Source organism: Streptomyces sp. NPDC059816 (genome assembly GCF_042732055.1).
Classification (GTDB): domain Bacteria; phylum Actinomycetota; class Actinomycetes; order Streptomycetales; family Streptomycetaceae; genus Streptomyces.
Genome location: NZ_JBHWIQ010000014.1, coordinates 141,293 through 168,279, shown reverse-complemented (window position 1 = coordinate 168,279; position 26,987 = coordinate 141,293). Strand labels below are relative to the sequence as shown.

Below are 26,987 nucleotides of genomic sequence, written 5' to 3'. Positions count from 1 at the left end.
AACCGCCCCGTGCCGGCCGGGTGGGCGGAACGGGGCGAGCAGCGGGCGACGACCCGGTGGACCCCGGCTTCGTCGGCGGGGTCCCGCGGGTCGGGGGTCGGGGGCGCGCCGCGTCAGTCGGTGGCGGTGAACGCGAGCCGGGCCGCTCGGCGCCAACGATTGGCGGGTATCGCGGGGCGCAGTGCCGCGAGCGCGCCGCAGTACTTGGTGAAGACCGCGGGGCGGATGCCCCGTGCGTGCAGGAACCGGTCGGCCTCGGTCAGCTTGCCCGCGTTCTTCGTCTCCACCAGGACCAGTCCCGGATCGCAGCGCACCGCCGTGCCCGCGCGCACGTCCGTGCAGCGCAACCCGGCGTCACAGGTGACCCGTTCCCCCCGGGAGACCAAGGTGGCCCGCCGGTAGTCCGTCGTGATCGACGGATGGAGTCGCCGCGGAGCCTCGATGCCGTACGCGGAGCGCAGCCGGTCCGCGAGGAAGTCACGGAACGGGGCGTCCAGCGGGGTGGCGCCCTCGCCCAGCGGACGGCGGTGCTTGACGGTCTCGCCGCGTCCGCTCTTGAGTTTGATCTCGAACTGCCGTTCCCCGGAGTCCTGGTAGACGCGCTCACGGATCTTGAAGCGCAGCCGGCGCCCCCGACGGTGGTCCTCGAAACAGCGCAGCTCCGGAGTGTCGTAGTAGACGGAGTGGTACCGGAACCAGCGGCGGCCGTCGATGGTGAGGGCGCGGAACGGTCCCCCGGTCCGGTCCGGTGCGGTGAGGTGGGCGGCCAACTCGGCGAACACCTCGACGGGCACCAGATAGGCGTGGTCGAAGCGGGCGAGGAGTTCGGCACTCGCCAGCACCTCGGGCAGGGAGATGGACGCGGCGGCGAGCACGGGGTCCGCCACGAGGGCCAGTTCGGGGGCGGGTGTGTCGTCGCGGGGGCGCGGGGCCTCCCGGATGGTCACGGCCTCCTCGGCGGGTCCGTACACGCCCAGGGTGTCGGTGTTGTAGCGGCTCGGGCGGAACGTGCCCGCGTTCGGTACGACCTTGTTGCGGGTGACGGCGCAGGGGTCGCCGGCCGCCAGGGTGACCGGGGTGGGCAAGGGGGCCAGGGGCGGGGCCGGCGAACTCACGCGGCCTCCAGGGCGGACTCCGGGGCGGGCGCGGCGGCGATCTTCCCGCGGGGCTCCAGCGGCTCGCGGTAGCGGACGTCCACGACGGTGAGGTCCCGCACGTAGTCCACCTCCATCACGGTCCAGTTCATCGGTTCGCCGAGTCTGCTGACGAGTGCGGCGCGCAGTTCCACGGGCCCGTCGTACACGGCGTCCAGGACGACGACGGTGCGGCGGGAGCGGGCGAACAGTCGGGGGTGGTCGGCCAGGTAGACCACGGCGAGGAGCACTGCGGCGAACGCCGCCGCGTGGGTGAGCCGCAGGTTCGGCAGTCCGCAGATGAGGCCGAGCACCAGGGTGGTGAAGTAGTAGGCGACTTCCTCGTGCTGGATGGCGTCGGACCGCAGTCGGATGATCGAGAGCACGCCGAAGAGCCCGAAACCGAGGGCCATGCCCCCCGATCCGCCGACCTGCGCGAGGGCCGCGACCACGGTGAACAGGGCGACGTTGAGGGCCAGGTACGCGGGCAGCAGATCACGGCGCCGGTGTCTCGGGTAGTACACGGCGAACGTCAACAGGCTGACCGCCGCGAGGTCCACGGCGAGATGAACCGCCAGATGTCGTAAGGACTCCATGGAAACCTTCCAGCAAAGGGAATGTGAGAGGGGTCGGAATGCTGGAACTCTAAGGGAACATCGGGTAAACGAGTCGGCAAGGGAGGTTCTGTCTATGGAAAAGAGGTGGAACTCGAATCGCGATATGCGGACGCCCTGCTATCGACCCGGCGGGTGAGAGGATTCTCATCTACGTGGCGAAATCCGCTACGCTTTTCGGCCGGTTGTCGACAAGTCGCAGGAAATTCCGTCGTGAAAGTGAAGGAGTTCGACTCTGATATCCTGCGAAGATTTCGCGACTCGATCTGGGAATTTCCGGGTGGCCCTCCCGGACCGTCGTGGCGGCGCTCGTATCAGGCCAGCGGCGCCACCACGACGGCCGCCCGGTCAGGAAGCGGTGAACGGCACCGTCCGCCAGGGTCCTTCCGGATGGGCCGTCAACTCGTGGTGCGCGGCCAGCACCGTGGTGTACCAGGAGCCGAACGCCTCCTCGTCGAAGTGCAGGCACCGCCCGAGCACGTAGCCCGCGGAGAACTCCGCCCAGGAGCGGTACATGCTCCGGGCGGCCCGGGCGACCCGTTCCAGGGCCGTGTGCATCTCCGCTTCCGCCGCGTAGCGGGCGCCCCGCCCCCAGCGCGCCATCTGGGAGGCCCGCCCCAGGTCCCAGGCGGCGACGGTGCGTACCGTCCCGTCCGGCGGCAGCAGACCGTCCGCCCGGAACCTGGCCTCGTAGCGGAGTACCGAACCGACCAACGACCGCATGCAGGTCACCAGTTCGGTGAACTCGGAGCCTTCGGTGTCCCTCCCTTCCTGGGCGGCGCCGGACCGTACCGCCCGTTCCACCTCGTCCCGCCACCGGGACGGATCGACCAAGCCGTCCGCGCGGTCGGCATGCAGGGCGGTACGTGCTTCCAGGACGAAGTCCCACACCCAGGGGCTCACCTCCCGGGCCAGCAGCCGTTCCTGCATCGCGAGCCAGTCCTCCCGGCCCCGGACGCCCCAACTGTCGGCGATCCGGTCCACCTCGCCCGAGTACCCCGTACCGCCGTGCCAGTGCGCGGTGTTCCAGGCGTCGCCGTTCTGGAAGCACAGGTGGGCCCCGCACGCGAGTCCGTGCAACAGGTCGCCCGGGCCGGGGCCGCCGGTGCGCAGGGTCACCACGCGGTCCGCCAACGCCGTCGGTTCGAAGAGTTCCTGGTGGAGATCCAGCCAGGTGTCCCGCTCCTCGGAATCGGTGGAGAAGTACTGCTCGCACGGAGTCGCGGCATTGACCGCGAGTACGTCGACATGGTCCGGCAGGTCATAGGCGAGGGCACCCAACGTGGTGTGCTCGTAGACGAGGAACGGATGCGTGCGCGGCAACAGGCCCCCCGTGTACACCTGGGCCACGGTCCGTCCGTCCGGTACTTGGAACGTCAGCAGCGGCAAATCCCCGGTGCCGCATTTCGGTTGCGCCATCGCCGCGTCGAGTCGCACCGGGTAGTACACGCCCTCCAGGGCCAGCGTGCGGAGATACGCGTAGCCGTTGTCCGCCCGGCTCAGTGCGTACAGTCGCTGCTCGACGTCGGTGGGAGCGATCCATCGTCTCCCGTCGGACGGTGGTTCCACGTTCGGGAAGAACTCCTCGTGGATCTCCTCCTCGAATCCCGTGAGTTCGGCGACGCTCGTGGCGCCCGACTCCTCGGGTGCTGCCCCCCTGCTCATGCCCAACCCCTCTTCCCGGGCGCTCCCCGCGCCCCCGCTCCGGTCGCTCACCTGGCCGTTCGTACGCTAGCGGCCCGTCCACGGCGGTTGGCCCGCACGGCCGCCGGACGGCGGGGTCCGGACCGCCGTCGACCCGTCGCCCCGGGGGTGGTCGGCCGTCCGTCCGGCGGCCGGATGCCCCTTGTATACGATCTTCACGACGCGGGCGCGGTGGTCGGCGGGTCGGGCGGGCCGGCCCGGGTGACGTCCGCGCCCCGCCTGACCTTCGACGCCCCCCCACGCACCATCGGAGAGTTCACCCCCATGCAGGTCACCGACCGGAGGTCCGTGCGTGTCACGGTCCGCTGCCTCGTCGCAGCCGTCCCCCTGGCCGCCGTCACCGGCACGTCATCGCCCGCCCTCGCCCACCCGGGGTTCGTGCACGGCACCCCGGGCTCCGGCGCGGTGCTCGCCACCCCTCCGGACCGGGTGACCCTGACCTTCAGCGGCCCCATGAGTCAGGACTACGCCCAACTCGCCGTCTCCACCCGGCACGGCGGTTCGCTCGCCACCAGCGTGCCGCAGGTGTCGGGGGAGCAGGCCACGGTGGAGCTGGAGGGCTTCGCCCCCGCCGGGCACTACCGGGTCGGGTACCGGGTGCTGTCCGCGCAGGGCCACCCCGTTTCCGGCTCGTACACCTTCACCGTGCGCTCCGCCCGTCCCGGGCCCGGTGCGACCACGCCCAGCGGCTCCGCTGCGGTCGCGCGGACCGCGAGACACCACGCACTGGGCGAAGGGGCGTCCCCGGCCCGGTCCGTCCCCCTCCTCGCCGGGGTCGGCGCGGCGTTGGTGACCGTCACGGCGGTGGGTGTCCGCGTGGCCCTGCGGCGACGGTCGGACACCCCGGGCGAGGGGCCCTGACCGCATCCGTGTCCGACAACCGTCGGCCGAGGAGGCTCCGTTGTCCCCGTCCGCCCCACGTGTCACCGTCGGTGCGAACACGGTGACCGCCGGTGGGGCGGCCCGGTCGGGGAGGAGTCTCGATGAGGACACGCAGGTCCGGATGGATCGCGACGGTGGCACTGATCACGTCCGGGGCGACGCTGGCCGTCGGCGCACTGGCTTCGACGGCCCAGGCGGCCGAGTCCCGCCCCGGTGCGACCGCCGGCACCCGGGTCGAGGTGGGCTTCCAGAGCGATCCCACACCGGAGGAGCAGCAACGGCTGCGGGAGATCGCGGGTGCGATCTGGACCCCGCAACTCGCCGCCGGCTGGAACATGAACGCCGAGGTCGCGAACGTGCTTTCGCAGGCGACGGAGCGCATCCTCACCTGTTCCGCCGCGTTCGCCCTGGTGCCCCGGCCTCCGGGGTTCATCCCGGGCCTCGGCTATCTGGTGCAGTACTGGAAGAACCTGAAGGACTACTTCCTGGCGGTGAAGGACAACCGCACGTACCGCGCCTGCGTGGTGTCCACCGCCGCGTACTACCGCTCGATCATCGAGATGGCCTCCGCGGGCATCTGACCCGGGGCCGCGCGACACCCGGTGCCGCGCGGCCCGCTCGCTCCGGCCACTGAAGGGCCACTCGGCTACTTCACGGCCACGATCATCGACTCGGGCCCCGACAGATGGGTCACCCGGCTCTCGGTGAACCCGGTGGCGGCCAGCCACTCCTGGCACTCGGGGCCCGTGTACTCGAAGCCGCCGGGGGTCTCCAGCAGCATCGTCAGGCTCATCAGGAGGCCGTGCACGTTCTCCTTCCGCTCGTCGTCGAGCAGGGACTCGTAGACGATGAGGCTGCCTCCCGCCGGCAGCGCCTCGTACGCCTTCTCCAGCAGGCTCCGGGCCTTGGACCGCGAGAACCCGCTGATGATGTGGCCCAGGATCAGGACGTCGGCGCGGGGGAGCGGCTCGGCGAAGAAGTCGCCGGGCCGAAAGTCCAGCCGCTCGCCGAGCCCCGAGGCGTCGAGGCGGCGCCGGAATCCGGAAGCCACCGCAGGGAGGTCGAAACCGATGCCGTGCAGATGCGGGTGGCGGTGCAGCAGATGGGTGAGCACCGCGCCCTCGGCGCAACCGACGTCCGCCACGGTCCGGTACGGGGACCAGTCGAAGGTCTCCGCCAAGGCGTGCGCGGAACCCATGGACAGGCCGGTCATCGCCTCCTGGAAGACGGCGAGGCGCTCGGGGTCCGCGTAGAGGTGGGCGTACATGCCGTCGTCGTTCTCGGTGCTGCCGTTCTGCGGCTCTCCGCTGCGCAGCGCCGCTTCGAGGTTCCCCCACAGCCCGTACGTCCGGCTGTCGTTCATCTCCAGGAAGCCGCCGGCGTACGCCGGTCTGCCCCGGACGAGGTAGTAGTCGGCGGCCGGGGCGTTGCGGTAGCCGTCCGTACCGCGTTCGAGCGCGCCCAGGGCGACCAGGGTGTCGAAGAAGTCGTGTGCGGAGCGCGGATGCAGGTCCAGCCGGTCCCGCAGTTCGTCGCCGCTCACGGGGCCTTCGGCCAGGGCGGTGAAGAGGCCCACGCGGGCGGCGACGAGCAGCACCTTCGAGGCCATGAATCCGGAGGCGAGTTGCATCAGGTGGTCGATCGGCGGGGCGTCCGCGGGATCGGCGAAGGGGTGGGTCACGGTCGGCTCCTCGTGGCGGTCGTCGTGCGTCAGGCACCGCACGCACAGGCCCTTGCCTACCCCGTCGAGTGAGCAGTCAGGCACGCTCCGTGATGTGCTCTGGTGTGCGTGGGGTCGTTGTGCGCCGCTGGGGCGAGCCGTGGGCGCCGACCGCCGCCCACGCCCCGGCGGGCGCCCCGCGCTCCGGCGCAGCTCAGTCCCGGGGTGCGTGGCACCGCTCTGACCTGCTGTTCGGTGTCGTCAAACAGCAAGTAACGGTTTGACTTTTACCCTGCCTTTACGATTGTGTGCGGGTCTCACCATCAAGACCCCGGGGGTTTCACCATGCGTCGCTCCATCCGTGCCACGGCCGTGTCGGCCGTGACCGTCGCCGGCCTCGTGTTCGGACTCGGCGCCTGCTCCGAGGCCGCGGACGCGGTCAAGGAGAAGAAGGACCAGGCCGTCGACGAGGCCGTCGACAAGGCGATGAACGAGGAGTACGAGGTCACCTACGAGGTCACCGGGAAGAGCGTCGACTCCATCAAGTACGCGTCCGGCGGCGGCACCGCGGGCAACCCGAAGACGACGACGGAGAAGAAGCCGTCCCTCCCCTGGACGAAGACCGTGAAGCTGCGCGGCATCATCCCGCCCTCCGTGCTGCCGCTGGCCCTCGACGCGGGCGGCGACGGCGCCGTGACCTGCAAGATCCTCTACAAGGGCAAGCCGATCGCGGAGGAGTCCGGCAAGGGCGTCGCCAGCGCCGCCGGTTGTGTGGCGATCTCGCCCCTCGTCTGACGACACGCCCCCGCCCCGGGGGCCGGGAGAACCGCCCGCGGCCGGGTACCGGAACGACTCCGGTACCCGGCCGCGTCGTTGTGTCGTCCCTGTGAAATGTCCGGCCGCCCCGTTCACCCGGCACCGGCCCGATGGGATGCTGACCGCCCCTCCGGCACGGTGCCGGCACCGTGCCGGAGGCCCGCGAACACCGTGACGTCAGGGGTGCTGCCGTGTCCGTCGTGCTCGACCAGGAGACCCGCAGGTTGCTGGACGGGAGGAACTTCGCCACCGTCGCGACCCTGAACCCCGACGGCGGGCCGCACACCTCGTTGGTCTGGGTCACCAGGGACCTGGACACGGTGCTGCTCTCCACCACCGCCGGGCGCCGCAAGGCGCGCAACCTCGCCCGCGATCCGCGGATCAGCCTCACCGTCTTCGACCAGGCGGACCCGTACCGAACGGTGGACATCCGGGGAACGGTCGAACTCGTCGAGGACCCGCACAAGGACCTGCCGAGGGAACTCGCCCGGCAGTACCTCGGTACGGACCCGCCGCCGGAGTCGGACGACGTGCTGCGGCTCGTCGTCCGGGTGACCCCGCTGAAGGTCACCTCCTTCTCGGTCTGACCGGCACGCCCGGCCGCCCGCGTTCCCCGTACGGGTGCGACCGCCCGGTTACGTCTCCCGGGCCCTGACCCCCCACCGGGCGTACACCACGGCCCCCACGGCGAAGAGGACGACGGCCGTCACCCAGGCGCCGCCCCGTTCGCCGTGCGACACGGGCCAGTTGACGGCGTCCCAGACGCGTCCGCCGCCCGACCGGTCCAACAGGTGCACCCCGCACAACCAGACCAGCGGGGGCAGCCAGCTCAGCCGGGCACCCAGGAACACCGCGGACAGGGCCGCCACCCCCGCCGTCCCCAGCGTGTTGCGGGCCATCACCGCCGTCCCGTACTCCTGCGCCGGGCCGTGGACGGCGACCGCCAGGAAGAGCGCGGCGACGGCGGACAGCAGGGTGACGTGGGCGAGCCGGCGCGGCCACCAGGGACGCGCCGCGGTCCGGTCCAGCCCGTCCGCGTACACGTGCAGGCTCGTCCCGACGACACTCGCCGCCGCCAGCGGGCCGAACAGCGCCAGGGCCATCCGCACGTCCAGGTGGTGATCCGCCCACCGGACCCCGAGGGTGATCAGGACCAGGGCACCGAGACTTCCGGGGAGCTTCCGGGAGCGGGCGTACAGCCATCCGCCGGCCGGAGCGCCGCGCCGAGGAACGGGCGCCGCGGAGTGAAGGCGTGCGCTCACAGCGGCGGCACCCGCCCCGGCGCGCACGCTGCCCGCGCGGCGAAGTAGCCGGCCAGCCAGGTGCGTCGATCGGCCGGCGCCATGGCGTCGAGTCGCGTCACCGCCGCCTCGCGCGCATCGAGCGCGGCCAACTCCTCCGGCGCGCCCGCCGACCAGCCGCGCTGACGCTCCGTCTCCCGGGCCCGCGCCGGGTTCGGCAGGAGCCACAGCGCCACCGTCGAGCCCGCCGTCGCCAACCGGTCCTGACGACCGGCCCGGCACGACGCCGGGTCACCGGTCAGTTCGTAGGTGACCGTGGTCAGGTATCCCTCGGGGTCCGACAGCCGCCCGCGCACCACAGTGTTGCCCGACTCCAGACGCGGCAGCACCGCGTCGTCGGAGCGTCCCCCGCCCCGGACGTCCCACAGCCGGGGCACTCCGACGACGCCGCGCAACCGCCCGTCGAGCGGCGCGAGGGCCTGCTCCACCTCCGGCAGCACCTGCGCGTACAGGCGGTTGGTGCAGATCCGGGGCACCGTCGCGGTGGCGCACACCGCCTGCCGGGACAACGGATCGGGCTGCCACACCCGGTCACCGGTCCGCACCAGCGGCACCGCGGCCACCACCACGGCGACGAGCGGCACCAGCGCCAGGTACCGGCGCCGGGCGCCGCGGGCCAGTACGGCGGTCAGCACGAGGCCGCCCCAGCACACGGTCACCACCCACGGCTGCCACCCCACGGCGACGGAGTCCGCCGGCAGTTGACTCCCGCCCAGCGGCGCCAGATGACGCGCCCCGGACGGCACGGACGAGACGAACAGCACCAGCACGCCGAAGAGCGGGGGAGCCAGTCGGTGCGGCAACAGCGCTCCGCAGACGTGGCCGAGCACCGACACCGACACCAGGAACACCGCGTCCGTGAGGGCCGGGCCGAGCTGCGGTGCGCCGTCCCCCGCGTACGGAAGGGTCGCCAACAGGCACCCCAGCGCAGCGACCAGGTAGCCGACGGCCGCCCAGAGCGCACCGGGCAGCGCCGCGAGGGCCAGTTGGGGCAAGGGCCCCCGGGCAGCCCCGGCCCGCAGTTCGACGGTGCGCCTGCGGTGCTCCCGGGCGCCCTGGAAGCAGCCCGCGGCCCCCGCCAACGGGGCGGCGAATATGGCCGCCGCATGCCGCAGCACCACCTGGGTCTCCCACCAACTGCCCTGCCACGAAGAGGAGGTGAGCAGCAGGGCGAGACCGGTCGCCGAGGCGACCGTGAGCCCCGTCCACGGGGCGATCCCGCGCAGCGACTCGACCCGCAGCGGATGGACGTGCCGGGGCGCCCGGCGCCCGGCGGGAGGTCCCGCAGCCGGTCGGGAACGGGTGTCGACGGCGCTCACCGGCGTCCCCCGATCCGCCCTCGGAGCCGCCCGCGCTCCGACGCTTCGCCGTGCTTCGCCACCCCGGTCGCCGACCGTTCCCGGTGGCGCCGCAGTGCCGCGGTGTACCCGCGTTCCCACGGGCTGGCCCCGCCGGGTTCCGCGCGCCCGGACCCCCGCGCCCCGTCGCCCGTCACCTCGGACGTACCCAGCGCGGCCAGGCCCTGTGTCGTTCCGCGGTGCGCCACCCGGCCGGACTCGATCAGCGTCACCTCGGTGCACGCCGCCGCCACGTCCTCGACCAGGTGCGTCGACACGATCACCGTGGCCGACCGGCCCACCTCCATGAGCAATGCGCGGAAGTCCACGCGCTGTTCGGGGTCCAGGCCGGCCGTCGGTTCGTCGAGCAGCACCAGCGGGGGATCGTTCACGATGGCCTGCGCGATGCCGACCCGACGGACCATGCCGCCCGACAGCGTCCGCACCTTGTCGTCGATGCGGTCGCCCAGCCCGACCCGGTCCACCGCGTCCTCCACCGCCCCCGCGACCGTGCGCCGCGGCATCTCCTTCAGCCACGCCACATAGGTGACGAACTCACGGACGGTGAACCCGGGGTAGTAGCCGAACTCCTGCGGTAGGTACCCCAGTCGGCGCCGCACCCAGGTGCGTCCCGCGGAGTCCGACACCTCACGGCCCAGCAGCTCGACCCGGCCGGTGGAGGCCGCGGCGACGGTCGCCAGCACCCGGATGAGGGACGTCTTGCCCGCTCCGTTGGGGCCCAGCAAGCCGTGCACTCCGGTACCGAATTCCAGGTCCACACCGTCGAGTGCCACCGTGCGGCGGTGCCGCACGGTCAGCCCGGTGGTCACGACCGAACGGGTCGCCGACCCGTCCTGCGCCTCGCTTTGAAGGGTGGCGTTCATGTGCGCTCCAGATGGTCGAAGGACGAGCGGCGTACGGCGACCAGAGCTGCGCACAGCAGCGCCGCCACCGCCCAACCGGCTTGCTGCGCGGGATCCGTGGCGTACCGCGACAAGGACAGGGACAGTCGATCGGTGACGCCGTCGGAGCGGTACGACAGCGACGGCAGGAAGGCCGCCGCCAGCCAGGCGCCGCCCAGCACCGCCGCGGCCGGACGGCAGCCGGTGAACGAGCCGAGCGCGAGGGTCGCCGTCGTCAGGGCCAGCGCGGGCAGCAACCAGGTCGCCGCCCCCGGGACCCCGGGGGCGGACGGCAGCAGCGCCCCCACGGCGGTCAACAGCGGCACGCTCACCACGAGCACCGCGACGGTCCGGGTCAGCAACAGCCGCAGTCCCCCCGAACCGGTCGCCACGGTGATCTCGTGGAGCGGATCGCTGCGCGGGCCGTAGGACAGGGCGACCCCGATCACCGGCAACGCGGGCGCCAGGACCAACAGCAGCGGACGGGCCTGTGTCGCGAGTCCGGCGCCGTGCGCGAGCACCAGCGCCGCCACCGCGACCAGGACGACCCCCACGAGCCACGAACCGCGCACCGCGGGCCCCGCCGCCCACAGGATCCGGGTCGTGGCCCGTGCCCCGCGCAGCGGCTGCGGCAGCCGCTGCGGTGCCCGGCCCGCTTCCGCGTCGTGCACCTCGGTCCGGGTGCCCGCCTCGGCGAGTGCCGTCGAGAGGAGCTCCGCACGGACGTCGGCGAGCAGGGCCGCCGCGGAGCCTTCCCGTGCCGCCGCCGAAACCCGCGCCGCGCACCCCGGGCACCCTTCCACGTGCTTCTCCACGGACCACGCCTCGGCGTCCAGGACGCCGCCGTCGACGTACCGGGCGGCGAGCGCGCCGCTCACGTGCCAGGTGCCGCCGTGGTCCGACCGCTGCCCGTGTTGTTCCTGTCCGCCGTTCATGCGGTGCCTCCGATCGGTCGGGACTGCGGGGCGCACTCGGCCAGTGCGGCGCGCAGCGCGCGGCGGGCCCGGGACGCCCGGGTCTTGACGGTCCCTTCGGGGATGCCGAGCAGCCGGGCGGTCTCGCGCACCGTCAGCCCGTCGACCACGGTGGCGCGCAGCACCTCGCGCAGTTCGGGGGAGATGCGCTCCAACGCCGCGCCGACGTCGCCGTACTCCAGCCCCGCCAACACCCGTTCCTCGGCGGACGGTGCGCGGTCGGCGCGGGGCGCGGGGTGCGGCTCGACCCGTTCACGACGCGACTGTGCCCGCTGCGCGTCCACCAGTCGCCGCGCGGCGATCACCCACAGCCATCCGCCCGCCTCGCCCCCGCGGTGGGAGCGCGCCGAGCGCCACACCGTGACGAAGGTGTCCTGGAGCACCTCCCGCACGGTCTCCGCATCGGCACAGCGGCGGCTCAGTCGGGTGTGGAGCCAGCCCGCGTGCCGGTCGTACAGCATGCCGAGGGCGTCGGCGTCCCCACGGGCGACGGCCCGCAGCAACTCCGTGTCGTCCTCGGTTCCGGCCCCATCGGGGCGCATCGACCTCATGCCCTCCCTATCGCTCGCGGCGCCCCCTTCGGTTCACCCGCCCGCCGACGCCGGCACCCGGGGTGTCCGCGGGCCCGCGTCCCCGCACGTCACCGGCCCGGAGAGGGACCACCGACCGGTGGTTATGCTGCGGCACATGGACATCGTGATACCGCTCTTCGACAACTTCGAGCCGCTCGACGCGATCGGGCCGTACGAGATCCTCGGTTACGTACCCGGAGCCATCGTGCGGTTCGTCACGAAGGAACCCGGTTTGGTGCAGGACGTGTTGGGCTCCCTGCCGGTGCACGTCCCGACCGGTTACGCCGAGGTGGAGCGGTGCGACGTCCTGCTGGTCCCGGGCGGGGGCAGCTTCCTGACCATGGTGGACGACACCGCGTTCCTGGACTGGGTGCGCCGGGTCCACGCCGGCACCCGCTTCACCACCTCGGTCTGCACCGGCTCCCTGGTGCTCGGCGCGGCCGGCCTGTTGGAGGGCCTGACCGCCACCACCCACTGGGACGCGGTCGCGGATCTGGAAGCGTACGGCGCCCGTTACACCGCCGAGCGGGTGGTCCGGCAGGACAGGGTGATCACCTCGGCCGGGGTCTCCTCCGGCATCGACATGGCCGTCCAGCTGGCCGCCCTGCTCACCGACGAGCTGACCGCACAGGCGATCCAGCTGTACACGGAGTACGACCCGCAACCCCCCTTCGACACCGGCTCGGTGGCCAAGGCCCCGGCGGCGGTGCTCGAACGGGCCCGCACCCTGGGCTAGCCCGTGGGTGGTGGTGCGCTTCAGCCGGCGAGCGCGGCGGTGATCTGACGGGTGGTCTGCGCCGCCACCCGGGGGTCGTGTGCGGCGTACGCGGTGTGGGCGTTCAGTCCGGTGGCCAGGGCCCAGCCGCGGCCCCGCGTCCAGGTCGCATCGTCGACCCCGAGTTCCGTGCGGAACACGGCTCGGCTCCGCGCGGACAGCAGGGTGAAGGCGACCATCAGGTCACAGGCCGGGTCGCCGACCCCCAGCCCGCCGAAGTCGATCACGGCGCTGAGGCGTCCCGCCGAGGTCAGCAGGTTTCCGGTGTGGAAGTCGCCGTGGAACCAGACCGGCGGACGGTCCCAGCCGGGTGCCGCCAGCGCCGCGTCCCACAGCGCGGTCATCGCCGTCCGGGCCGTCCGGTCGAAGGATGCGGACACCGCGGCGATCGCGGCGCGGGTCGCCCGGTCGCGGTCCGTCAGGGACCAGCCGGGAAGGTCGGGGTGCCCCGCCTCGGCCGGCACCCGGTGCAGCGCCTTCAGGAACCGGGCCAACTCGGCGGCCGCCCCGGTCGAGTCCCCGAGCGCGGTCACCGTGGCCACCTCGCCGTCCAGCCAGCGCGTCACCGACCAGGGCCACGGATAGCCGAGGCCGGGCGTGCCGAGCGCGACCGGCACGGGTACCGCCAGCGGAAGTCGTGGAGCGAGCCGGGGCAGCCACACGGACTCCTTGGCCCCCTGGCCGACGGCGTCCTGGTGCCGGGGCAGACGTACGGTCAAGGCGTCGCCCAGTCGATGGATGACATGGTCCGAACCGGCGGGTTCGTACGGGACGAGCGGTAGTCCGGCCCACTGCGGGAACTGCGTGTCGACCAACTGCTCGACCAGCGCGGTGGTGATCAGCGGGCGGGTGTCCGGGTCGGCGCCGAGGCCCAAGGACTGCTCCTGTCGCGGGCCCACTCCAGGCGGTGGGCGATGCCTTCATGGCACCACCTCGCAGGTGCGCCCGTCGAGCGCATTTCCCGGAGCCGCCCGGTCGAACGCTGTGCCGCCCGGCCGAACGCCGCGCCGTCAGGCCGTTTCAGGGACGGCGTCGGCCGTCGATGGCCAGGGGGTGAGCGTCGTGGAGCCGCACATCAGGGCCGCCACGTCGTGCCACCGTGCGATGGGCCCGGCCCGGGCCCCGGCCGCGGAAGCCCTCCGCGTACGACTCGCACGCACCGCACGGCGGGTGCTCGACGAAGGACGCCGAGCTCGACGTTCGCGCCCTGCGAAGTGCGCGGAGCGTACAACCATCAGCGGGTCCCGTTGGTCTCCCCAGTGATCACATGGTGATCACGTACACGAGGAGATCGTCATCAGCACCGTCCGCAAGACCCTCGCCGCCACCGCCGTCGTCCCCCTCGTTCTCGTCGGGTCCGCAGCCTGCGGCACCATGGAGAACCTGTCGGCAGGTCAGAAGCTCGACCGCGCCTTCGACCGGCTCGGCAAGGAACACTCGCTGTCCTTCGAGCTCGACCTCGACACCGACGTCGCCACGCTCAAGGGCCTCGACGCCGCCGAGACCGCGCCGGAGGACCGGATACCCGACGAGATCGCCGAGCTGATCAGCGGCGGGCGGATCTCCGTTTCGGTGGAGTCGAAGAAGCCGCTTGCCGAGTCCGGCGAGAAGGACCTCAAGGGCTTCGCCATGGAGGTCAGCGGTCCCGACAGCACCCTGCTGGAGTACCGCATGATCGGCGACTACGTGTACGGCCGCGCCGATTTCGAGCAGTTCGGCCAGCTGACGGGCTCCGCGATGCCGTCCGTGGAACTGCTGTCCCCCGGCGCTGAGCTGCCCAAGGGTGCCGAGGACCTGGAGAAGTTCCTGGGCGGGGACTGGGTCAAGGTCTCCACCAAGGAGTTCAAGGAGGCCGGCCTCTTCGCCGGCGGGCCCGACACCGGCGGTGCCCCCGACTCCGGCCGCCCCAGCGACCTGCCCACCTTCGACGCCTCGACCCAGAAGAAGCTGCTCAAGGCCGTGGGCGACGTCATCTCCAACGAGGTGGGCTTCACCACGGCGGACGGCAAGGACGGTGCCGAGCGCATCACCGCCACGGCCTCCCTGCGCACCCTCGCCACCTCGCTGATCGACGAGATCCGCCCGTTGGCGAAGGAGTTCCCGGCGGGCTTCGAACTGCCGACGGCCAAGGAACTCAAGGAACTGCCCCGGAAGAAGGGTTCCGCCGACTTCACCCTGAAGAACGGCGACCTGACCGAGGTGTCCTTCGACCTCACCCAGCTCGACAAGAAGCTCAAGGGCGAGAAGCTCGGACTGGTGCTGCGCCTCGGCGAGGGCGAAATGCCGACGGCCCCGTCCGGCGCCACCGAGCTGGACCTGGCCGAACTGCAGAAGGCCATGATGCCGGACTTCGAGGCCGACACGCTTCCGCTGGACGCCTGACCGCGCACGGCCGAGCCCGCCCCCGGTGACCCGCCCGGTGCCCGCGGTCACCGGGCGGGCTCGCGGCCGACGCCGCTCGTCCTGCCGGGACAGGGCCGTCCGCGGGTCGCTCACCGTCGTGCCCCCCGGTCGAGCCCCTGCGCGCCCCCGCCGGACCGGGCGAGCCTCCGGCAGCGGGGACCGGGGCCGCGCGATCGTGTCCTGCGGGCCGGGAAGCCCGGTCCCCCCACTCTCCGCAGGAGGCACCACCATGCGTCGAATCGCGCGCCTCGCCGTCGCTGCCGCGCTGACCTCGGGGTTGGCCGCAGTGCCGGCCCCCGCGTCCGCCGCACCGACGGCCCTCAGCCACTTCACCGGCTCCCACTGCCCCTCGAAGAGCCTCTGCCTCTACCGCGACCACGACTTCAGCGGCGGTGGCGTCGCCATCCGGGCCGGGGACCACATCGGATTCCTCGGGGAGCACGGCGTCAACGACCGGATGTCCTCCTGGTCCAACGACAGCGGAGCCACCTGCACCTGGTGGTCGGACGCGCACCAGCGCGGCGCGCCGCACCTCATGTACCACGGCTACCGCGTCAACGTCCGCACCGCCGAGAACGACACCGCGTCCTCCGTGCACTGCTGACGGGGGCGGGTTGCGCGGGGCGTCAACGGTCCTGCCGCCGACGTCCCGCGCCCGTCCGGTCGTACCCGTCCGTCGGGACGACAGCCGTTCAGTGCTCGGTGAGCATGCCGGAGCGGAGCTCCTTGAGGGTGCGCGAGAGCAGCCGGGAGACGTGCATCTGCGAGATGCCGAGCCGGTCCCCGATGGCGGCCTGCGTCATCTCGCAGCCGAAGCGCATTTCAAGGATCAGACGGTCCCGCTCCCCGAGCTGCTCCAGGAGCGGAGCGAGTGCCCGGAGGTCCTCCACCAGCTCCATCGCCGGATCGGTGTCCCCGAGGACATCGGCGTAGGAGCGGGTCTCCTTGCCGCCCCCGGGGCCGTCCTCCGTCTCGGTCCGCGGCGTGTCGAGGGAGCTGGCCGTGTAGCCGTTCGCGGCCACCAACCCCTCGACGACCTCCTCCTCGTCGAGGTCGAGCGCACCCGCCAGTTCCTGCACCGTCGGTTCCCGGTCGAGCACGCCGGCGAGTTCGTCCCTGGCCCGGGCGATCTCCGTGCGCCGTTCCTGGAGCCGGCGCGGGACGTGGACGGCCCAACTGGTGTCCCGGAAGAACCGCTTGATCTCCCCGACGATGTAGGGGATCGCGAACGAGGTGAACTCCACCTCACGGCTCAGGTCGAAACGGTCGATCGCCTTGATCAGGCCGATCATGCCGACCTGGACGATGTCCTCCATCTCCCCGCCGCCCCGGTTGCGGAAGCGGCCCGCCGCGTAGCGGACCAGGGAGAGGTTCATCTCGATGAGGGTGTTGCGTGCGTACTGGTACTCGTGGGTCCCCTCCTCCAGGATCGCGAGCCGGTCGAAGAAGACCCTCGACAACTGCTTCGCGTCCCGCGGCGCCACCCGGGCCGGGTCGGGGACGTACGGCAACTCCTGCGTCTGCTCCGGAGCCGTCCCGTCCGTGGCGGCGGACCGGTCGGTGGCACGGTACGCGGTCGGGGTGCTGCTCGGCATCTTGTGGATCCCTTCGCGGAAGTCGGCGGGCCGGACGTGAGGCTGCGCCTGCCCCCGTGCCCCGATCGCACACCTCGGTATGGCACGGTTCACAGCACCGGCACCCCGGTCCGCCTTCAGGACGGGACGTCAGCGGGGTCCGCGTCGGGCCGCTGGAACCGGAAGTACCGTTCGTACAGGCGCTGGTACGCCCCACCGTCCGCCAGTAGCGTCGCGTGGTCACCTTCCTCGACGATCCGGCCGTCCTCGACGACGGCGATCCGATCGGCCTTGCGGACCGTGGGGAGCCGGTGCGCGACGACGAGGGTGGTGCGGTCCGCCGCGAGTGCGTCCAGCCCCTCCTGGACGAGAGCCCCGGTCAGCGGGTCGATGCTCGCCGTGGCCTCGTCGAGGATCAGCACCGGCGCGTCCTGGAGGAAGACCCTGGCCAGCCCCACGAGTTGGCGTTGACCGGCCGACAGGTTCCGCCCGCCCTCGTCGACGAACGTGTCCAGCCCTGCGGGCAGTTGGGCCAGCCAGTCACCGCCGGCCACCGCCCGGGCCGCCGCCTCGACCGCGTCCCGTCCGGCCCCGGGCCGCCCCCGGGCGATGTTGTCCGCGACGCTCCCCGTGAACAGGAACGGGGTCTGGGTGACCACACCGAGGTGACGCCGGTACTCCACCGGATCGAACCCGCGCACGTCCCGGCCGTCGACGGTGACGCTGCCCCGCTGGAACTCGTAGGCGCGGGTGACCACCCGGACCAGACTGGACTTCCCGGCCCCCGAGTGGCCGACCAGGGCCACCGTCTCCCCGGCCCGTACGGTGAGGTCGACCCCCTTGAGGACGGGACGCGTGCGGTCGTACCCGAAGTGGACGTCACGCAGCACGATCTCCCCCCGCAGCCGGGGCACGGGCGCGCCACCGGTCCGGTGCACCGTCGGGTTCCGGTCCAGGAGGGCGAACACCCGCTCGCCCGCGGCCAACCCCTGCTGGAGCTGACTCCAACTGGCCGCGATGCCGGTGAGCGGTGCCCAGAACAGTGCCAGGGCCTCCAGGAACAGCACCCACTCACCGACCGTCACCCCGCCCCGGCCCACCAGGTGGCCCCCCACCAGCACCACGGCGACCGTGCCCAGCCCGGTGAGGGAGATGAGCAGGGGGAACACCCCGCTGAACAGCCGGTTCAGCCGTACGCTCGCACGGAACCACCGTGCGTCCACCGCGCGCAGCCCGGCTTCGGCAGCCCGCTGCTGCCGGTAGTTCCGTGCCACGGTGACCCCCCGCAGGGTCTCCTGCACGAAGCCCTGGACGTCGGCCAGGGCCTGCTGCTGGCGGCGGGAGGCGTCACGGGCGGCACGCCGGAAGATCAGGCTCACCACCACGATCAGCGCGGCCACCGCGGTCGTCACCAGGGCGAGCGGCACTTGGATGACGAACAGCGCGCCCATCAGCAGCAGGACCGTCAACACCTGCCCGAGGGACCCGAGGACCAGGGTGGTGAGCTGCGCGAACGCCTGGGTGTCGTTGACGACCCGGCTGACCACCGCACCCGTGGGACGGGCGTCGTGGAAGGCCATGCCCTGGCGCAGTGCCGCGGCGAACGCGTGCTCCCGCAGCCGCAGCACCACCGCGCCGACCACGACCGCGGTCCGGCGTTCCTGGAGGAACGTGCACAGCCAGGACACACCACCCGCGCCGACCAGCGCTCCCACCAGCAGGCCGACGGCCCCGTTGCCGCCGTCCGTCCAGGCCGCGTCCACGGCCCGAGCCAACAGGACGGGCAGGGCGCTCCCGGTGACCGCGGCGGCGACCACGGCGAACGTCACGAACACCACCGCGGAGCCCTGCCCGCGGAAGTACGGAGCGGTGCGGCGCACCAGTTCCCGATCTCCGTAGCGCCGGCCGTCGTCGCCGGTGCGCCGACCGCCCGGAGCGTCGGAACGTTCCCGGCCGGCGCGGGTCTCCTCGGGCGCGTCGATGCCGTCCAGCAGATGTGCCATCAGGGGGCCTCCTCCGTGGTGCGGGCGGGGAGCGGGTCGCTCGGCGCCGGGACGTCGGGGTCGTGCGGTGCCCGCGGGTCGTGCGGGGTGCGCGACCAACTCGGTTCCTCGCGGTACGGCGCGAAGATCCGCCGGTAGTAAGGGCACTCCCGGATCAACCGGTCATGGGTGCCCTGGCTGACGATCCGGCCCGCGTCCAGCACGAGGACGTGATCGGCCGCCCGGATCTGGGACAGCCTGGGGGTGACCAGGACGGTGGTGCGCCCCGCCGAGGCCTGGTGCAGTGCTCGCTGGAGTTCGTGTGCGGTGGTGCTGTCGACGGCGCTCGTCGCGTCGTCCACCGCGAGGACCCGCGGATCGGTCAGCAGGGCGCGGGCCAGGGCGAGGCGTTGGCGTTGCCCTCCGGACAGCGTGCCCCCGCGCTCCCCGAGGACGGTGTCGTAACCGTTCTCGGTGGCCGTGACGAAGTCATGGGCGCGGGCCGCCCGCGCGGCCGACTCCAGTCGGTCCCGGTCGACCTCGCCCTCCACCCCGATGCCGATGTTCTCGGCGATGCTGCGGGAGAAGAGCACCACGTCCTGTTCGACGACGGCGACCTGGGCGCGCAGTGAGGTCGTGTCCCAGTCGGCGGTGCTCACCCCGTCGACCAGCACCCGCCCGGAGTCGGGTACGTAGGTGCGGTTCAGCAGGTTCAGCAGGGTGGACTTGCCGCTGCCCGTGGCGCCGACGACGGCCACGGTCGTGCCGGGCGGCACGCGGAAGGACACCCGGCGCAGTACCGGCCGGGCGGGGTCGTAGCCGAAGCTGACGTCCTCCAGGGCGAGTGCGCCGATGACCGGTGCGCTGTGTGCACCACCCCGTTCGTCGTGGTCGCCGGGGTCGTTGACGACCTCCAGGATGCGCCTGGCCCCCGCGGCGCCCAGGTGGAGGAGCCCCAGACTGAAGGAGGCGAGTTGGCTCGGGTCCCGCAGGGTGCCCATCAGCCCCAGTACGGCGACGAGTTCACCGAGGCTGAGGGTGCCCGCGCGCAGCAGCGTCACGGAGTGCAGCAGGGCGCCCGCGGTGGCGAGGGTCAGCAGCAGCGGCGGCAGGGACAGCGCTTGGACGCGTGCCTGGCGGACCGTGGCCCTGCGGTGGTGCGCGGCCAGTTCGGCGAACCGGGCCCGTTCCCGGTCGGCGCCGCCGGTCGACTCGACCACTTCGATCCCGGCGAAGCTCTCGGTGGCCTGCGCGGTCAGCGCACCGAAGGACTCACGGGCCGCATCAGAAACGGGCCCCAGCCGCCGCCCGTGGGCGACCACAAAGAGGGCGAACAGGGCGACGAACGCGACGGGGGACCACAGCAGACGCGGGTCGATCAGGCCGATGAAGACGATCGGCAGGAGGACGTTCAGTGCCAGGTCGACGGCGAGGTCCCCGCCGGGCGACACCATCAGGTTCAGCGACTCGGCGTCCGCGGTGGCCCGCGCCGACAGGTCGCCGACCCGCCGCCGGTTGAAGTAGCCCTGCCCCTTGCGGAGCAGACTGCCGAAGACCTGGGCGCGCGCGGCACGTTCGAGGCCGCTGGCGAAGGACTCCAGTGCGTAGGTGGATGCGATGCCCGCGACGCCCCGCACGACCACGAGGGCCAGGAGCACCCAGACGACGGTGGTCAGGTCGTCACCGGCTCCGGTGCCCGCCCGGTCGGGCGCCACCACTGCGTCGAAGGCCAGACCGGTCGTGACGGGGATCGCTGCGGTGAGGGACTGCCAGAGCAGACTGCCCGTGAGGTGGACGGCGATGAACCCGCGGAAGGGCCGTGCGCGGGCGAGGAGCCAGCGGCCCACTCCGTCCCGGCGGCCGGGAGGGGCGCCGGCCGGGGCGGGGCCGACGCGGTGCGGGGAGGTTAATGACGGAGTCGGGAAAGCGTTTTCGTCGGTCGTGGTGCATCGATCATCGGTCATGGTCCATCGATTTCCTTTCGCCCGTGCCATCGAAATTCCCGACAGCACGAAAAAGGGTTCGGGAAAGTGAGTCGAGTCGACCCGGATGAATTCGGGTCGGTGCGTGGCATGCCTGGGTGGGCGCCGGCGCTCATGTCGGCGAGCGGGCGCGGCCCGCGCCAAAAGGCGGCCTGACCAGCGAATGTGTGGCCTCGGCGGTATGGGGGCGAGCCGGTGCGAAGGGGTCTGGGTGGTCTCCTGGGCCAAGGGTCGGGGTGCCGAAATGCTCCGCGGATTCGACGGGCGGCCGGGTCGTCGCCCTAGGGAAAGTACTTGTTTTCAGCGAAAAACAAAAGCCGGACCTCATGGTGAATCCGGAGGTGAATTCAATCAGTGCCGTGAGCGGTCGGCCGAGCCCACCGATCGGCCGAGCCGGCAGAGCGACGCGGGCCCGCCACACGGCCCCGGGCCCGCCGGACGGGTGGGCGCGATCCGGCCGGGCCGGTCCCGGCGCACGCCACCTCACCCATACGCCGTCTCACCCGAACGGCTCCTCGCCCTTTGACGCGCCCCGTACCCGGCCGGATCGTGGCGAGTGCCCCCTGCGTGGGCGGAAGGGCTGGTCGGCAATGGCGGACAAGCGGGCCGAACGCATCGCGCGACTCATCGCACCCCTCCGGGTGCCGCCGGGCACCGAGGTGGACCTGGCCAGGGACTACGACCCCCGCTACAAGGCCCACCTCAAGAAGCGGGAGGGAAGGGAACTGCTGGCAGTCGGGGTGGAACTCCTGGCCGAGTACCAGGCGCGGTTGGCGGCCCAGGACACGTACGGCGTCCTGTTCTGCCTCCAGGCGCTGGACGCCGGCGGCAAGGACGGCACCATCCGCCATGTGATGAGCGGGATCAACCCGCAGGGCGTCCACGTCAGCAGCTTCAAAGTGCCCTCCGCCGAGGAACTGGACCACGACTACCTGTGGCGGTACGCGCGGCGACTGCCCGCCCGCGGGGACATCGCGGTGTTCAACCGCTCGCACTACGAGGAGGTCCTCGTCGTCCGGGTGCACCCCGACGTCCTGGACCGGCAGCAGCTGCCGCCGAAGGCGCGCGGCAAGGGCATCTGGAAGCGGCGCTACCGCGAGATCAACGACTGGGAGCGCCACCTCACCGACAACGGGATCGCCGTGGTGAAGATCTTCCTCAACCTGTCCCGGGAGGAGCAGCGCACCCGCTTCCTCAAACGCATCGACCTGCCGGAGAAGAACTGGAAGTTCTCCGCGGCCGACGTCCGCGAACGCCGGTACTGGGACGACTACCAGCGGGCGTTCTCGGAGATGCTGTCGGCCACCAGCACCAAGCGGGCGCCCTGGTACGTGGTCCCCGCGGACCGCAAGTGGTTCGCACGGATCTGCGCATCGGCGGTGCTCGTGCACACCCTGATGGAGATCGACCCGCAGTACCCCGTGATCGGTGAGCGGGCCCGTGAGGACCTGCGCACCGCCCGCCGCGAGCTGGAGGAGCAGGCGCCCGAGGGGGCCCCGGCGGACCCGTACGCCGCCGGACGCGACCGGCGCGCCCGGACGAAGGAGTGACGATGGCCGCACAGCCGGAACCCGTCGGCCCGCACCCCGTCACCGCGTCGGGCTGGTACGCGCGCTCCCCGCAGGAGGTGGTCGCGGCGTTCGACGTGGACCCCGCGGTCGGGCTCACCGCCGACCGGGCCGCCGGACTCCTGGCGGCGAACGGGCCCAACGCCCTGCCGGAGGAACATCCGCCGCCGGCCTGGCGACGGTTCCTCGACCAGTACCGCAGCTACATGCAGATCATCCTGGTGGTGGCCGCGGCGGTGTCCTTCGCGATCGCCCAGTGGAGCACCGCGATCCTGCTGGTGCTGCTGACCCTGCTCAACGCGGTCGTCGGCCTGCGGCAGGAGGGCAAGGCGGAGAGCGCGATGAACGCGCTCAAGTCGATGATGAAGGCGACCGCCCGGGTGCGGCGCGACGCCGCCGAATCGGAGATCCCCGCCGAACAGCTCGTCGGCGGGGACATCGTGCTCATCGCCGCGGGTGACCAGGTTCCGGCCGACGGACGGATCCTCACGGCGAACTCGCTCCAGATCGACGAGTCCGCCCTCACCGGGGAAAGCGTGCCCGCGACCAAGGACGCCGGCACCCTGCCCGCCGGCAGCCCGGGGCCGGGCGAACAGTCCAACATGGCCTTCATGAACACCCCCGTCACCCACGGCAGCGGCGTTCTGGTCATCACCGGCACCGGCGCGGACACCGAACTCGGCAAGATCTCCGGGATGCTCTCCGCCACCCGGACGGAGGACTCGCCGCTCACCCGGCAGCTGAACAACCTGACCCTGTGGATCGCCGCGGCAGCCGGCCTCACCATGATCGTGATGTTCGCCCTCGGACGCACCCGGGGGCAGGCGTGGGACACGCTGTTCGTCAGCGCGGTCTCCCTCGCCATCGCGGCCATCCCCGAGGCCCTGCCCACGGTGACCCAGGTGATCCTCTCCGTCGGCGGCCTCAACCTGGCCCGACGGCACGCCATCGTCAAGGAACTGCCCTCGGTCGAGACCCTGGGATTCACCTCGGCGATCAACTCCGACAAGACCGGCACCCTGACCATGAACCAGATGACCGCCGTGGAGGTGGTCACCGCGACCGACCGGTACACCGTGTCGGGCACCGGCTACGGACTGGAGGGCAAGGTCCACCACGCCGTCGGTTCCAGTGCGACCATCGACGACGCGATCCTCCCGTTCCTGATCGCGAGCGACGCGCAACTCGTCGACGGCACGGTGGTGGGCGACCCCACTGAGGGCGCCCTGCTCGTCCTGGGACACAAGGCCGGGCTCGCGATCGACGACACCCGCGCCCGGTTCCCCCGACTGGCGACCCTGCCGTTCGATCCGGACTACAAACTGATGGCCACCTTCAACTCGGCGGTCGACGACACCGGCCGCCCGGTGGTGCGCTGCTTCGTCAAGGGCGCCGCGCCGGCCGTGACCGCGCGGGCGGCCAGCGCGATGGTCACCGGCGGACCGGACGTGCCGTGGGACGCGGGGCTCGACCGGCGCGCCCAGGAGGAGACCCGTCGCATGGGGGACGAGGGCCACCGGGTGATGGCCGCCGCCACCCGCGACCTCGACCCCGCCGCCTTCGACCCCGGCGGCGACCTCCTGGACCACGTCACCGACCTGCGGATGACGGCCCTGGTCGGCATGGTCGACCCGCCGCGCGCCGAATCCAGGGCGGCGGTCGCCAGCGCCCAGGACGCCCACGTCCGGGTCCGCATGGTCACCGGTGACGACGTCACCACGGGCGCCGCGATCGCCCGGCAGCTCGGCATCCCCGGCGAGGCGGTCCTCGGCGCGGACTTCGCGGCCCTCCCCGAGGAACAGCGGCTCGCCCGCATCGAATCCATCGGCGTCGTGGGACGGGTGGCCCCCGAACACAAGGTGCTGCTCGCCGAAACGCTGAAGAAGAAGGGCGACGTGGTGGCGATGACCGGCGACGGCGTCAACGACGCACCCGCCATCAAGGCCGCCGACATCGGCATCGCCATGGGCAGCGGCACCGACGTCGCGAAGAACGCCGGCCGGATGATCCTCTCCGACGACAACTTCGCCACGATCGTGTTCGCCGTGGAGGAGGGCCGCAAGCTCTACGACAACCTCACCAAGTACATCCGCTTCGTCCTCCTGCTGCTGGTCGCGTTCGTGCTCACCTTCCTCGGCGCGACCGTCCTCAACATCGCCGCCGGCCAACCCTTCACCCCCGCCCAGGTGTTGTGGATCCACTTCATCGTCAACGCCCCGTTCGGCTTCGCCCTGGGCTTCGACCGGGAGAGCCCCGGACTGATGCGCAGGCTCCCGCGCCCCCGCGGCGAATCGGTGCTGACCGGGCCGCTGCTCGTCACCGTCGCTCTCGCCGGGCTGGTCGTGACCGTCCTGCTGCTCGCCCTGATCAAGCTGGGCGAGCACCGGTTCGACAGCGTCGCGACCGGCAGTTCGATGGCGTTCACGGCGTTCGCCCTGTGCCTGATCGTCGCCGCCTTCGAATGCCGCAGCGAGACCGCTTCGGTGGTGCGCGCCTCCACCTTCGACAGCAAGCAGATGAACTGGGCGGCCCTGGCCGAGTTCGCGCTCGCCGTGCTGGTGACCCAGATGGACGGCTTCCGCCGGCTCCTCGGCACCACCCGGCTCGATCTCGGGCAGTTCGGTTGGGCGCTGCTGGCCGCGCTCGTCCTATTCGTGGCCTGGGAGACGGGCAAGCTCATCGCCCGCGCAGTGCGCCGCCCCTCCCGGACCGGGCCCACCGACCGTCCCGCTCAGCGTGGTTCCGCCACCGGACCGTAGGTGTCGTCCAGGGTCCGGCGGGCCGTCCACCCCTGTTGCTGCGCCTTCTGGACGTCGAGCACCACCGACCGGGCGAGCTGGTCCACCGCGTACCGGGTCAGCGGCGGCTCGGAGTGCCGACGCACCCGGGACAGCGTCTCGCCCGCCAGTGCCGCAGCGTGCGCCAGGGGCAGCGGAACCCGGCCGATCCGCGCCCGCACGCCGTGCGCGCGCAGCACCCTCGCGACCGCCTCGTCCCGTCGGTACGCCACCGGGTCGGCGATGTTGTAGGCGCCCGGCGGCCACCCGGCCGCCACCACGCACGCCTCGGCCAGGTTCTCCACCGCGGTCAGACTGAGCGGTACGTCGTCACCCGGCAACAGCAGCAGACCGCGCCGTACCCGGGCCAACAGCCGGGGCACCAGATGCGGGTCCCCGTCCCCGTAGACCGCGCGCGGGCGCAGCACCACCGCCCCCGCGGCGAGGGCCAGGGCCTCGCCGGCCGCCTTGCTGCGCCCGTACGCGTTGAGCTGTCCGCGCACCGGGTGGTCCTCCGTGATCGGGGACCGGGTGGCCCGCGGTTCGTACACACTGGCGCTACTCACCCAGACCACCGGGCGTCCCGCAGCGGCCTCCAGCAGCCGGGCCGTGCCCTCGACGTTCACCGCGTGCATCAGCCGCTCCGCGGGCGAGCCGGGCACCGGATCGCCGACCGCCGCCGCACAGTGGACGACGACCTCCGCGCCGCCGAGGTCGGGAACCCCGCGGGTGGCGTCCCAGGGGAGGTGTCGACCGACCGGCCCCGGGCGGCGTCCCACGCACCGCACCGCCATCCCCAAGGCCGCGGCGGCGACGGCGACGTGCGAGCCGCAGAACCCACTCGCCCCGGTCACGGCGACCACCGTCACGACTGCTCCCCGCGCCCGTCGTGGGCGCCGGACCGGACGGTGAGCGACCGCCAGCCGGGCAGTGCGGCCCGCCGGTCCACCCGGGCCCGCACCACGGTGGGCCGGTGCGGGGCCAGCGCGGCGAGCACGTCGTCGAGTTGGGTCCGGGCCAGCCGGGCGCCCGGGCAGGCGTGCGGGCCGGCTCCGAACACCAGCTGCGCCACGGCGGGTTCGACCGGGTGGTGGGCATCGGGCGGGGCGCTGTGTGCGCGCACCGCGTGCCGGGCCACCAGGAGCAGCCGGTCCCCGGCCCGTACCGGTCGGCCGCCCAACCGGGCGTCGGCCGCCGCCACTCGCGGCAGCAGTGGGGAGGGCGCGGTGACCCGGAGCAGTTCGGTGACCAGGGCGGGCCGCAGCCGGTCGTCGGCCGCCTGGTCCCACAGCCGGGCGTCCGCGCACCACGCCGCCGCCCGGGGCAGAGCGGCGACGGTGGTGGTGACGGCGGCCACGGCGAGCACCGACCGGAGCGCGGCGTCCGACCGGTGCCCGCCCGGGTCGAGCAGGGACTCCAGCCGGGCGGCGGCCTCGGCGGCGGCCCGCGTCCGATGGGGGAACCGGGGCCCCGGGAGGTGGTCGCGGACCGCGGCGGCGGCGGCGACCGTCGCCGCCGCGGCGAGGTCCCGTGGGTCGGCGGTGCTCCCCAGCAGGGCGCACACCGTCGCCCCGGACAGGACCCGGGCCACCTCCACCAGGTCCACGGCCCCACCGGCACCGAGCGGGGCCAGCTCCTGTTCCAGCAACTTCCGCCATACGGGCCGTAGTTGCGCCACCCCGGCCGCGCCGAGATCCGCTGCGACGGCCCGGCGGGCCCCCCGGTGCTCCGCCCCCGTCTGGTCGAACAGCGTTCCGCCGTCGGAGAGTTCACGAGCGGCGCCGCCCGTGGTGCCGGCGGCGGTCCGGTCCAGGGGGACGCGCGTCAGCGCCTCCCGGTAGGGGACGCCGTCCTGGACGAGGACCGCGCGGCCCAGGCGGGTGACCGGGCGGCCACGGGTGGCGGCCAGCAGCGCGAACAGCACCGGATGGGAACGGGTGTAGACGCGCCGGTCACGTCGTCGGGCGGCGCGGGTTCCCGGGGGAGCGGCGGTCGGGGGAGCGGTCATCGGACGTCCGTCTCGTACGTTTC

Annotated in this window: 24 protein-coding genes; 9 read left to right on the top strand and 15 right to left on the bottom strand. The window is 72.7% G+C overall.

Annotated features, from left to right (window positions below; all coding sequences use genetic code 11):
* Window positions 1–113 precede the first annotated feature (113 nt).
* From ACFV88_RS19975 to ACFV88_RS19965, 3 genes are all read right to left on the bottom strand, one after another.
* Window positions 114–1,115 carry a VTC domain-containing protein gene (locus ACFV88_RS19975; protein ID WP_385492949.1) on the bottom strand — a complete coding sequence of 334 codons (1,002 nt, stop codon included), beginning with the start codon at window positions 1,113–1,115 and terminating at the stop codon, window positions 114–116.
* Window positions 1,112–1,729: a DUF4956 domain-containing protein gene (locus tag ACFV88_RS19970; RefSeq protein ID WP_385492947.1), complete on the bottom strand. Its 618-nt coding sequence runs from the start codon at window positions 1,727–1,729 to the stop codon at window positions 1,112–1,114. The genes ACFV88_RS19975 and ACFV88_RS19970 overlap by 4 nt, the downstream gene beginning before the upstream one ends.
* 366 nt (window positions 1,730–2,095) lie before the next feature.
* Window positions 2,096–3,412: a DUF1266 domain-containing protein gene (locus ACFV88_RS19965; RefSeq protein WP_385492946.1), complete on the bottom strand. Its 1,317-nt coding sequence runs from the start codon at window positions 3,410–3,412 to the stop codon at window positions 2,096–2,098.
* Between the two features lie 174 nt (window positions 3,413–3,586).
* Between ACFV88_RS19965 and ACFV88_RS19960 the strand changes: the two genes are divergently transcribed.
* Together ACFV88_RS19960 and ACFV88_RS19955 are read left to right on the top strand one after the other, a co-directional pair.
* The gene (locus tag ACFV88_RS19960) at window positions 3,587–4,312 is read left to right on the top strand and encodes a copper resistance protein CopC (protein WP_385492944.1); all 726 of its coding nucleotides are present in this window, start codon (window positions 3,587–3,589) and stop codon (window positions 4,310–4,312) included.
* Window positions 4,313–4,434: 122 nt separating this feature from the next.
* Complete coding sequence (locus tag ACFV88_RS19955; RefSeq protein WP_385492943.1) at window positions 4,435–4,914, top strand: hypothetical protein; 480 nt, start codon at window positions 4,435–4,437, stop codon at window positions 4,912–4,914.
* Window positions 4,915–4,979: 65 nt separating this feature from the next.
* Here ACFV88_RS19955 and ACFV88_RS19950 read toward each other — a convergent pair whose 3' ends face one another.
* Window positions 4,980–6,014, bottom strand: coding sequence for a methyltransferase (locus ACFV88_RS19950; protein ID WP_385492941.1), 1,035 nt, complete (start codon window positions 6,012–6,014; stop codon window positions 4,980–4,982).
* Between the two features lie 324 nt (window positions 6,015–6,338).
* Here ACFV88_RS19950 and ACFV88_RS19945 point away from each other — a divergent pair, with 324 nt between their 5' ends.
* Window positions 6,339–6,788 carry a hypothetical protein gene (locus ACFV88_RS19945; protein WP_385492939.1) on the top strand — a complete coding sequence of 150 codons (450 nt, stop codon included), beginning with the start codon at window positions 6,339–6,341 and terminating at the stop codon, window positions 6,786–6,788.
* A gap of 212 nt (window positions 6,789–7,000) precedes the next feature.
* Window positions 7,001–7,396, top strand: a complete 396-nt coding sequence (locus ACFV88_RS19940) for a PPOX class F420-dependent oxidoreductase (protein WP_385492938.1) — start codon at window positions 7,001–7,003, stop codon at window positions 7,394–7,396.
* 48 nt (window positions 7,397–7,444) lie between these two features.
* Here the strand turns inward: ACFV88_RS19940 and ACFV88_RS19935 are convergent, their stop codons facing one another.
* Genes ACFV88_RS19935 through ACFV88_RS19915 form a run of 5 tightly spaced genes read right to left on the bottom strand, consistent with a single transcriptional unit; the run spans window position 7,445 to window position 11,874 of the window.
* Window positions 7,445–8,071 (bottom strand): hypothetical protein, encoded by a 627-nt coding sequence (locus tag ACFV88_RS19935; RefSeq protein ID WP_385492936.1) that lies wholly within the window; start codon window positions 8,069–8,071, stop codon window positions 7,445–7,447.
* On the bottom strand, window positions 8,068–9,429 hold the full coding sequence (locus ACFV88_RS19930) for a hypothetical protein (RefSeq protein ID WP_385492935.1): 1,362 nt from the start codon (window positions 9,427–9,429) through the stop codon (window positions 8,068–8,070). The genes ACFV88_RS19935 and ACFV88_RS19930 overlap by 4 nt, the downstream gene beginning before the upstream one ends.
* Window positions 9,426–10,331, bottom strand: a complete 906-nt coding sequence (locus tag ACFV88_RS19925; RefSeq protein WP_385492934.1) for an ABC transporter ATP-binding protein — start codon at window positions 10,329–10,331, stop codon at window positions 9,426–9,428. Before ACFV88_RS19925 ends, ACFV88_RS19930 begins: the two co-directional genes overlap by 4 nt.
* Window positions 10,328–11,284: a zf-HC2 domain-containing protein gene (locus ACFV88_RS19920; protein ID WP_385492932.1), complete on the bottom strand. Its 957-nt coding sequence runs from the start codon at window positions 11,282–11,284 to the stop codon at window positions 10,328–10,330. Before ACFV88_RS19920 ends, ACFV88_RS19925 begins: the two co-directional genes overlap by 4 nt.
* Complete coding sequence (locus tag ACFV88_RS19915; protein WP_385492931.1) at window positions 11,281–11,874, bottom strand: RNA polymerase sigma factor; 594 nt, start codon at window positions 11,872–11,874, stop codon at window positions 11,281–11,283. The genes ACFV88_RS19920 and ACFV88_RS19915 overlap by 4 nt, the downstream gene beginning before the upstream one ends.
* A gap of 136 nt (window positions 11,875–12,010) precedes the next feature.
* Here ACFV88_RS19915 and ACFV88_RS19910 point away from each other — a divergent pair, with 136 nt between their 5' ends.
* Entirely contained in the window at window positions 12,011–12,631 is a 621-nt protein-coding gene (locus tag ACFV88_RS19910; RefSeq protein ID WP_385492930.1) for a DJ-1/PfpI family protein, read from the top strand.
* 20 nt (window positions 12,632–12,651) lie between these two features.
* On the opposite strand, the gene ACFV88_RS19905 is transcribed toward ACFV88_RS19910, so the two are convergent.
* Window positions 12,652–13,545 (bottom strand): aminoglycoside phosphotransferase family protein, encoded by an 894-nt coding sequence (locus ACFV88_RS19905; RefSeq protein ID WP_385492929.1) that lies wholly within the window; start codon window positions 13,543–13,545, stop codon window positions 12,652–12,654.
* Between the two features lie 499 nt (window positions 13,546–14,044).
* Between ACFV88_RS19905 and ACFV88_RS19900 the strand changes: the two genes are divergently transcribed.
* Both ACFV88_RS19900 and ACFV88_RS19895 read left to right on the top strand, forming a co-directional pair.
* Complete coding sequence (locus ACFV88_RS19900; protein WP_385492928.1) at window positions 14,045–15,052, top strand: hypothetical protein; 1,008 nt, start codon at window positions 14,045–14,047, stop codon at window positions 15,050–15,052.
* Between the two features lie 250 nt (window positions 15,053–15,302).
* Window positions 15,303–15,677 carry a peptidase inhibitor family I36 protein gene (locus ACFV88_RS19895; protein ID WP_385492926.1) on the top strand — a complete coding sequence of 125 codons (375 nt, stop codon included), beginning with the start codon at window positions 15,303–15,305 and terminating at the stop codon, window positions 15,675–15,677.
* Window positions 15,678–15,765: 88 nt separating this feature from the next.
* Here ACFV88_RS19895 and ACFV88_RS19890 read toward each other — a convergent pair whose 3' ends face one another.
* The 3 genes from ACFV88_RS19890 to ACFV88_RS19880 form a co-directional block, all read right to left on the bottom strand.
* Window positions 15,766–16,668: a SigB/SigF/SigG family RNA polymerase sigma factor gene (locus ACFV88_RS19890; protein ID WP_385492925.1), complete on the bottom strand. Its 903-nt coding sequence runs from the start codon at window positions 16,666–16,668 to the stop codon at window positions 15,766–15,768.
* A gap of 116 nt (window positions 16,669–16,784) precedes the next feature.
* Entirely contained in the window at window positions 16,785–18,650 is a 1,866-nt protein-coding gene (locus ACFV88_RS19885; RefSeq protein ID WP_385492924.1) for an ABC transporter ATP-binding protein, read from the bottom strand.
* On the bottom strand, window positions 18,650–20,476 hold the full coding sequence (locus tag ACFV88_RS19880) for an ABC transporter ATP-binding protein (RefSeq protein WP_385492923.1): 1,827 nt from the start codon (window positions 20,474–20,476) through the stop codon (window positions 18,650–18,652). Before ACFV88_RS19880 ends, ACFV88_RS19885 begins: the two co-directional genes overlap by 1 nt.
* Window positions 20,477–21,201: 725 nt before the next feature.
* Between ACFV88_RS19880 and ACFV88_RS19875 the strand changes: the two genes are divergently transcribed.
* Together ACFV88_RS19875 and ACFV88_RS19870 are read left to right on the top strand one after the other, a co-directional pair.
* Window positions 21,202–22,161: a polyphosphate kinase 2 family protein gene (locus tag ACFV88_RS19875; RefSeq protein ID WP_385492922.1), complete on the top strand. Its 960-nt coding sequence runs from the start codon at window positions 21,202–21,204 to the stop codon at window positions 22,159–22,161.
* Window positions 22,162–22,163: 2 nt separating this feature from the next.
* The gene (locus ACFV88_RS19870) at window positions 22,164–24,938 is read left to right on the top strand and encodes a cation-translocating P-type ATPase (RefSeq protein ID WP_385492921.1); all 2,775 of its coding nucleotides are present in this window, start codon (window positions 22,164–22,166) and stop codon (window positions 24,936–24,938) included.
* Here ACFV88_RS19870 and ACFV88_RS19865 read toward each other — a convergent pair.
* On the bottom strand, window positions 24,911–25,825 hold the full coding sequence (locus ACFV88_RS19865; protein WP_385492920.1) for an NAD-dependent epimerase/dehydratase family protein: 915 nt from the start codon (window positions 25,823–25,825) through the stop codon (window positions 24,911–24,913). The genes ACFV88_RS19870 and ACFV88_RS19865 overlap by 28 nt on opposite strands.
* Window positions 25,822–26,964: a cytochrome P450 gene (locus tag ACFV88_RS19860; protein ID WP_385492919.1), complete on the bottom strand. Its 1,143-nt coding sequence runs from the start codon at window positions 26,962–26,964 to the stop codon at window positions 25,822–25,824. Before ACFV88_RS19860 ends, ACFV88_RS19865 begins: the two co-directional genes overlap by 4 nt.
* Window positions 26,965–26,987: the final 23 nt, after the last annotated feature.

Bases quoted from the DNA above. Each gene is read 5' to 3' on its own strand.
- ACFV88_RS19970 (WP_385492947.1), bottom strand. From the start codon at position 1,729: ATGGAGTCCTTACGACATCTGGCGGTTCATCTCGCCGTGGACCTCGCG.
- ACFV88_RS19965 (WP_385492946.1), bottom strand. From the start codon at position 3,412: ATGAGCAGGGGGGCAGCACCCGAGGAGTCGGGCGCCACGAGCGTCGCC.
- ACFV88_RS19960 (WP_385492944.1), top strand. From the start codon at position 3,587: ATGCCCCTTGTATACGATCTTCACGACGCGGGCGCGGTGGTCGGCGGG.
- ACFV88_RS19955 (WP_385492943.1), top strand. From the start codon at position 4,435: ATGAGGACACGCAGGTCCGGATGGATCGCGACGGTGGCACTGATCACG.
- ACFV88_RS19945 (WP_385492939.1), top strand. From the start codon at position 6,339: ATGCGTCGCTCCATCCGTGCCACGGCCGTGTCGGCCGTGACCGTCGCC.
- ACFV88_RS19925 (WP_385492934.1), bottom strand. From the start codon at position 10,331: ATGAACGCCACCCTTCAAAGCGAGGCGCAGGACGGGTCGGCGACCCGT.
- ACFV88_RS19920 (WP_385492932.1), bottom strand. From the start codon at position 11,284: ATGAACGGCGGACAGGAACAACACGGGCAGCGGTCGGACCACGGCGGC.
- ACFV88_RS19915 (WP_385492931.1), bottom strand. From the start codon at position 11,874: ATGAGGTCGATGCGCCCCGATGGGGCCGGAACCGAGGACGACACGGAG.
- ACFV88_RS19910 (WP_385492930.1), top strand. From the start codon at position 12,011: ATGGACATCGTGATACCGCTCTTCGACAACTTCGAGCCGCTCGACGCG.
- ACFV88_RS19900 (WP_385492928.1), top strand. From the start codon at position 14,045: ATGGAGAACCTGTCGGCAGGTCAGAAGCTCGACCGCGCCTTCGACCGG.
- ACFV88_RS19895 (WP_385492926.1), top strand. From the start codon at position 15,303: ATGCGTCGAATCGCGCGCCTCGCCGTCGCTGCCGCGCTGACCTCGGGG.
- ACFV88_RS19890 (WP_385492925.1), bottom strand. From the start codon at position 16,668: ATGCCGAGCAGCACCCCGACCGCGTACCGTGCCACCGACCGGTCCGCC.
- ACFV88_RS19885 (WP_385492924.1), bottom strand. From the start codon at position 18,650: ATGGCACATCTGCTGGACGGCATCGACGCGCCCGAGGAGACCCGCGCC.
- ACFV88_RS19875 (WP_385492922.1), top strand. From the start codon at position 21,202: ATGGCGGACAAGCGGGCCGAACGCATCGCGCGACTCATCGCACCCCTC.
- ACFV88_RS19870 (WP_385492921.1), top strand. From the start codon at position 22,164: ATGGCCGCACAGCCGGAACCCGTCGGCCCGCACCCCGTCACCGCGTCG.
- ACFV88_RS19860 (WP_385492919.1), bottom strand. From the start codon at position 26,964: ATGACCGCTCCCCCGACCGCCGCTCCCCCGGGAACCCGCGCCGCCCGA.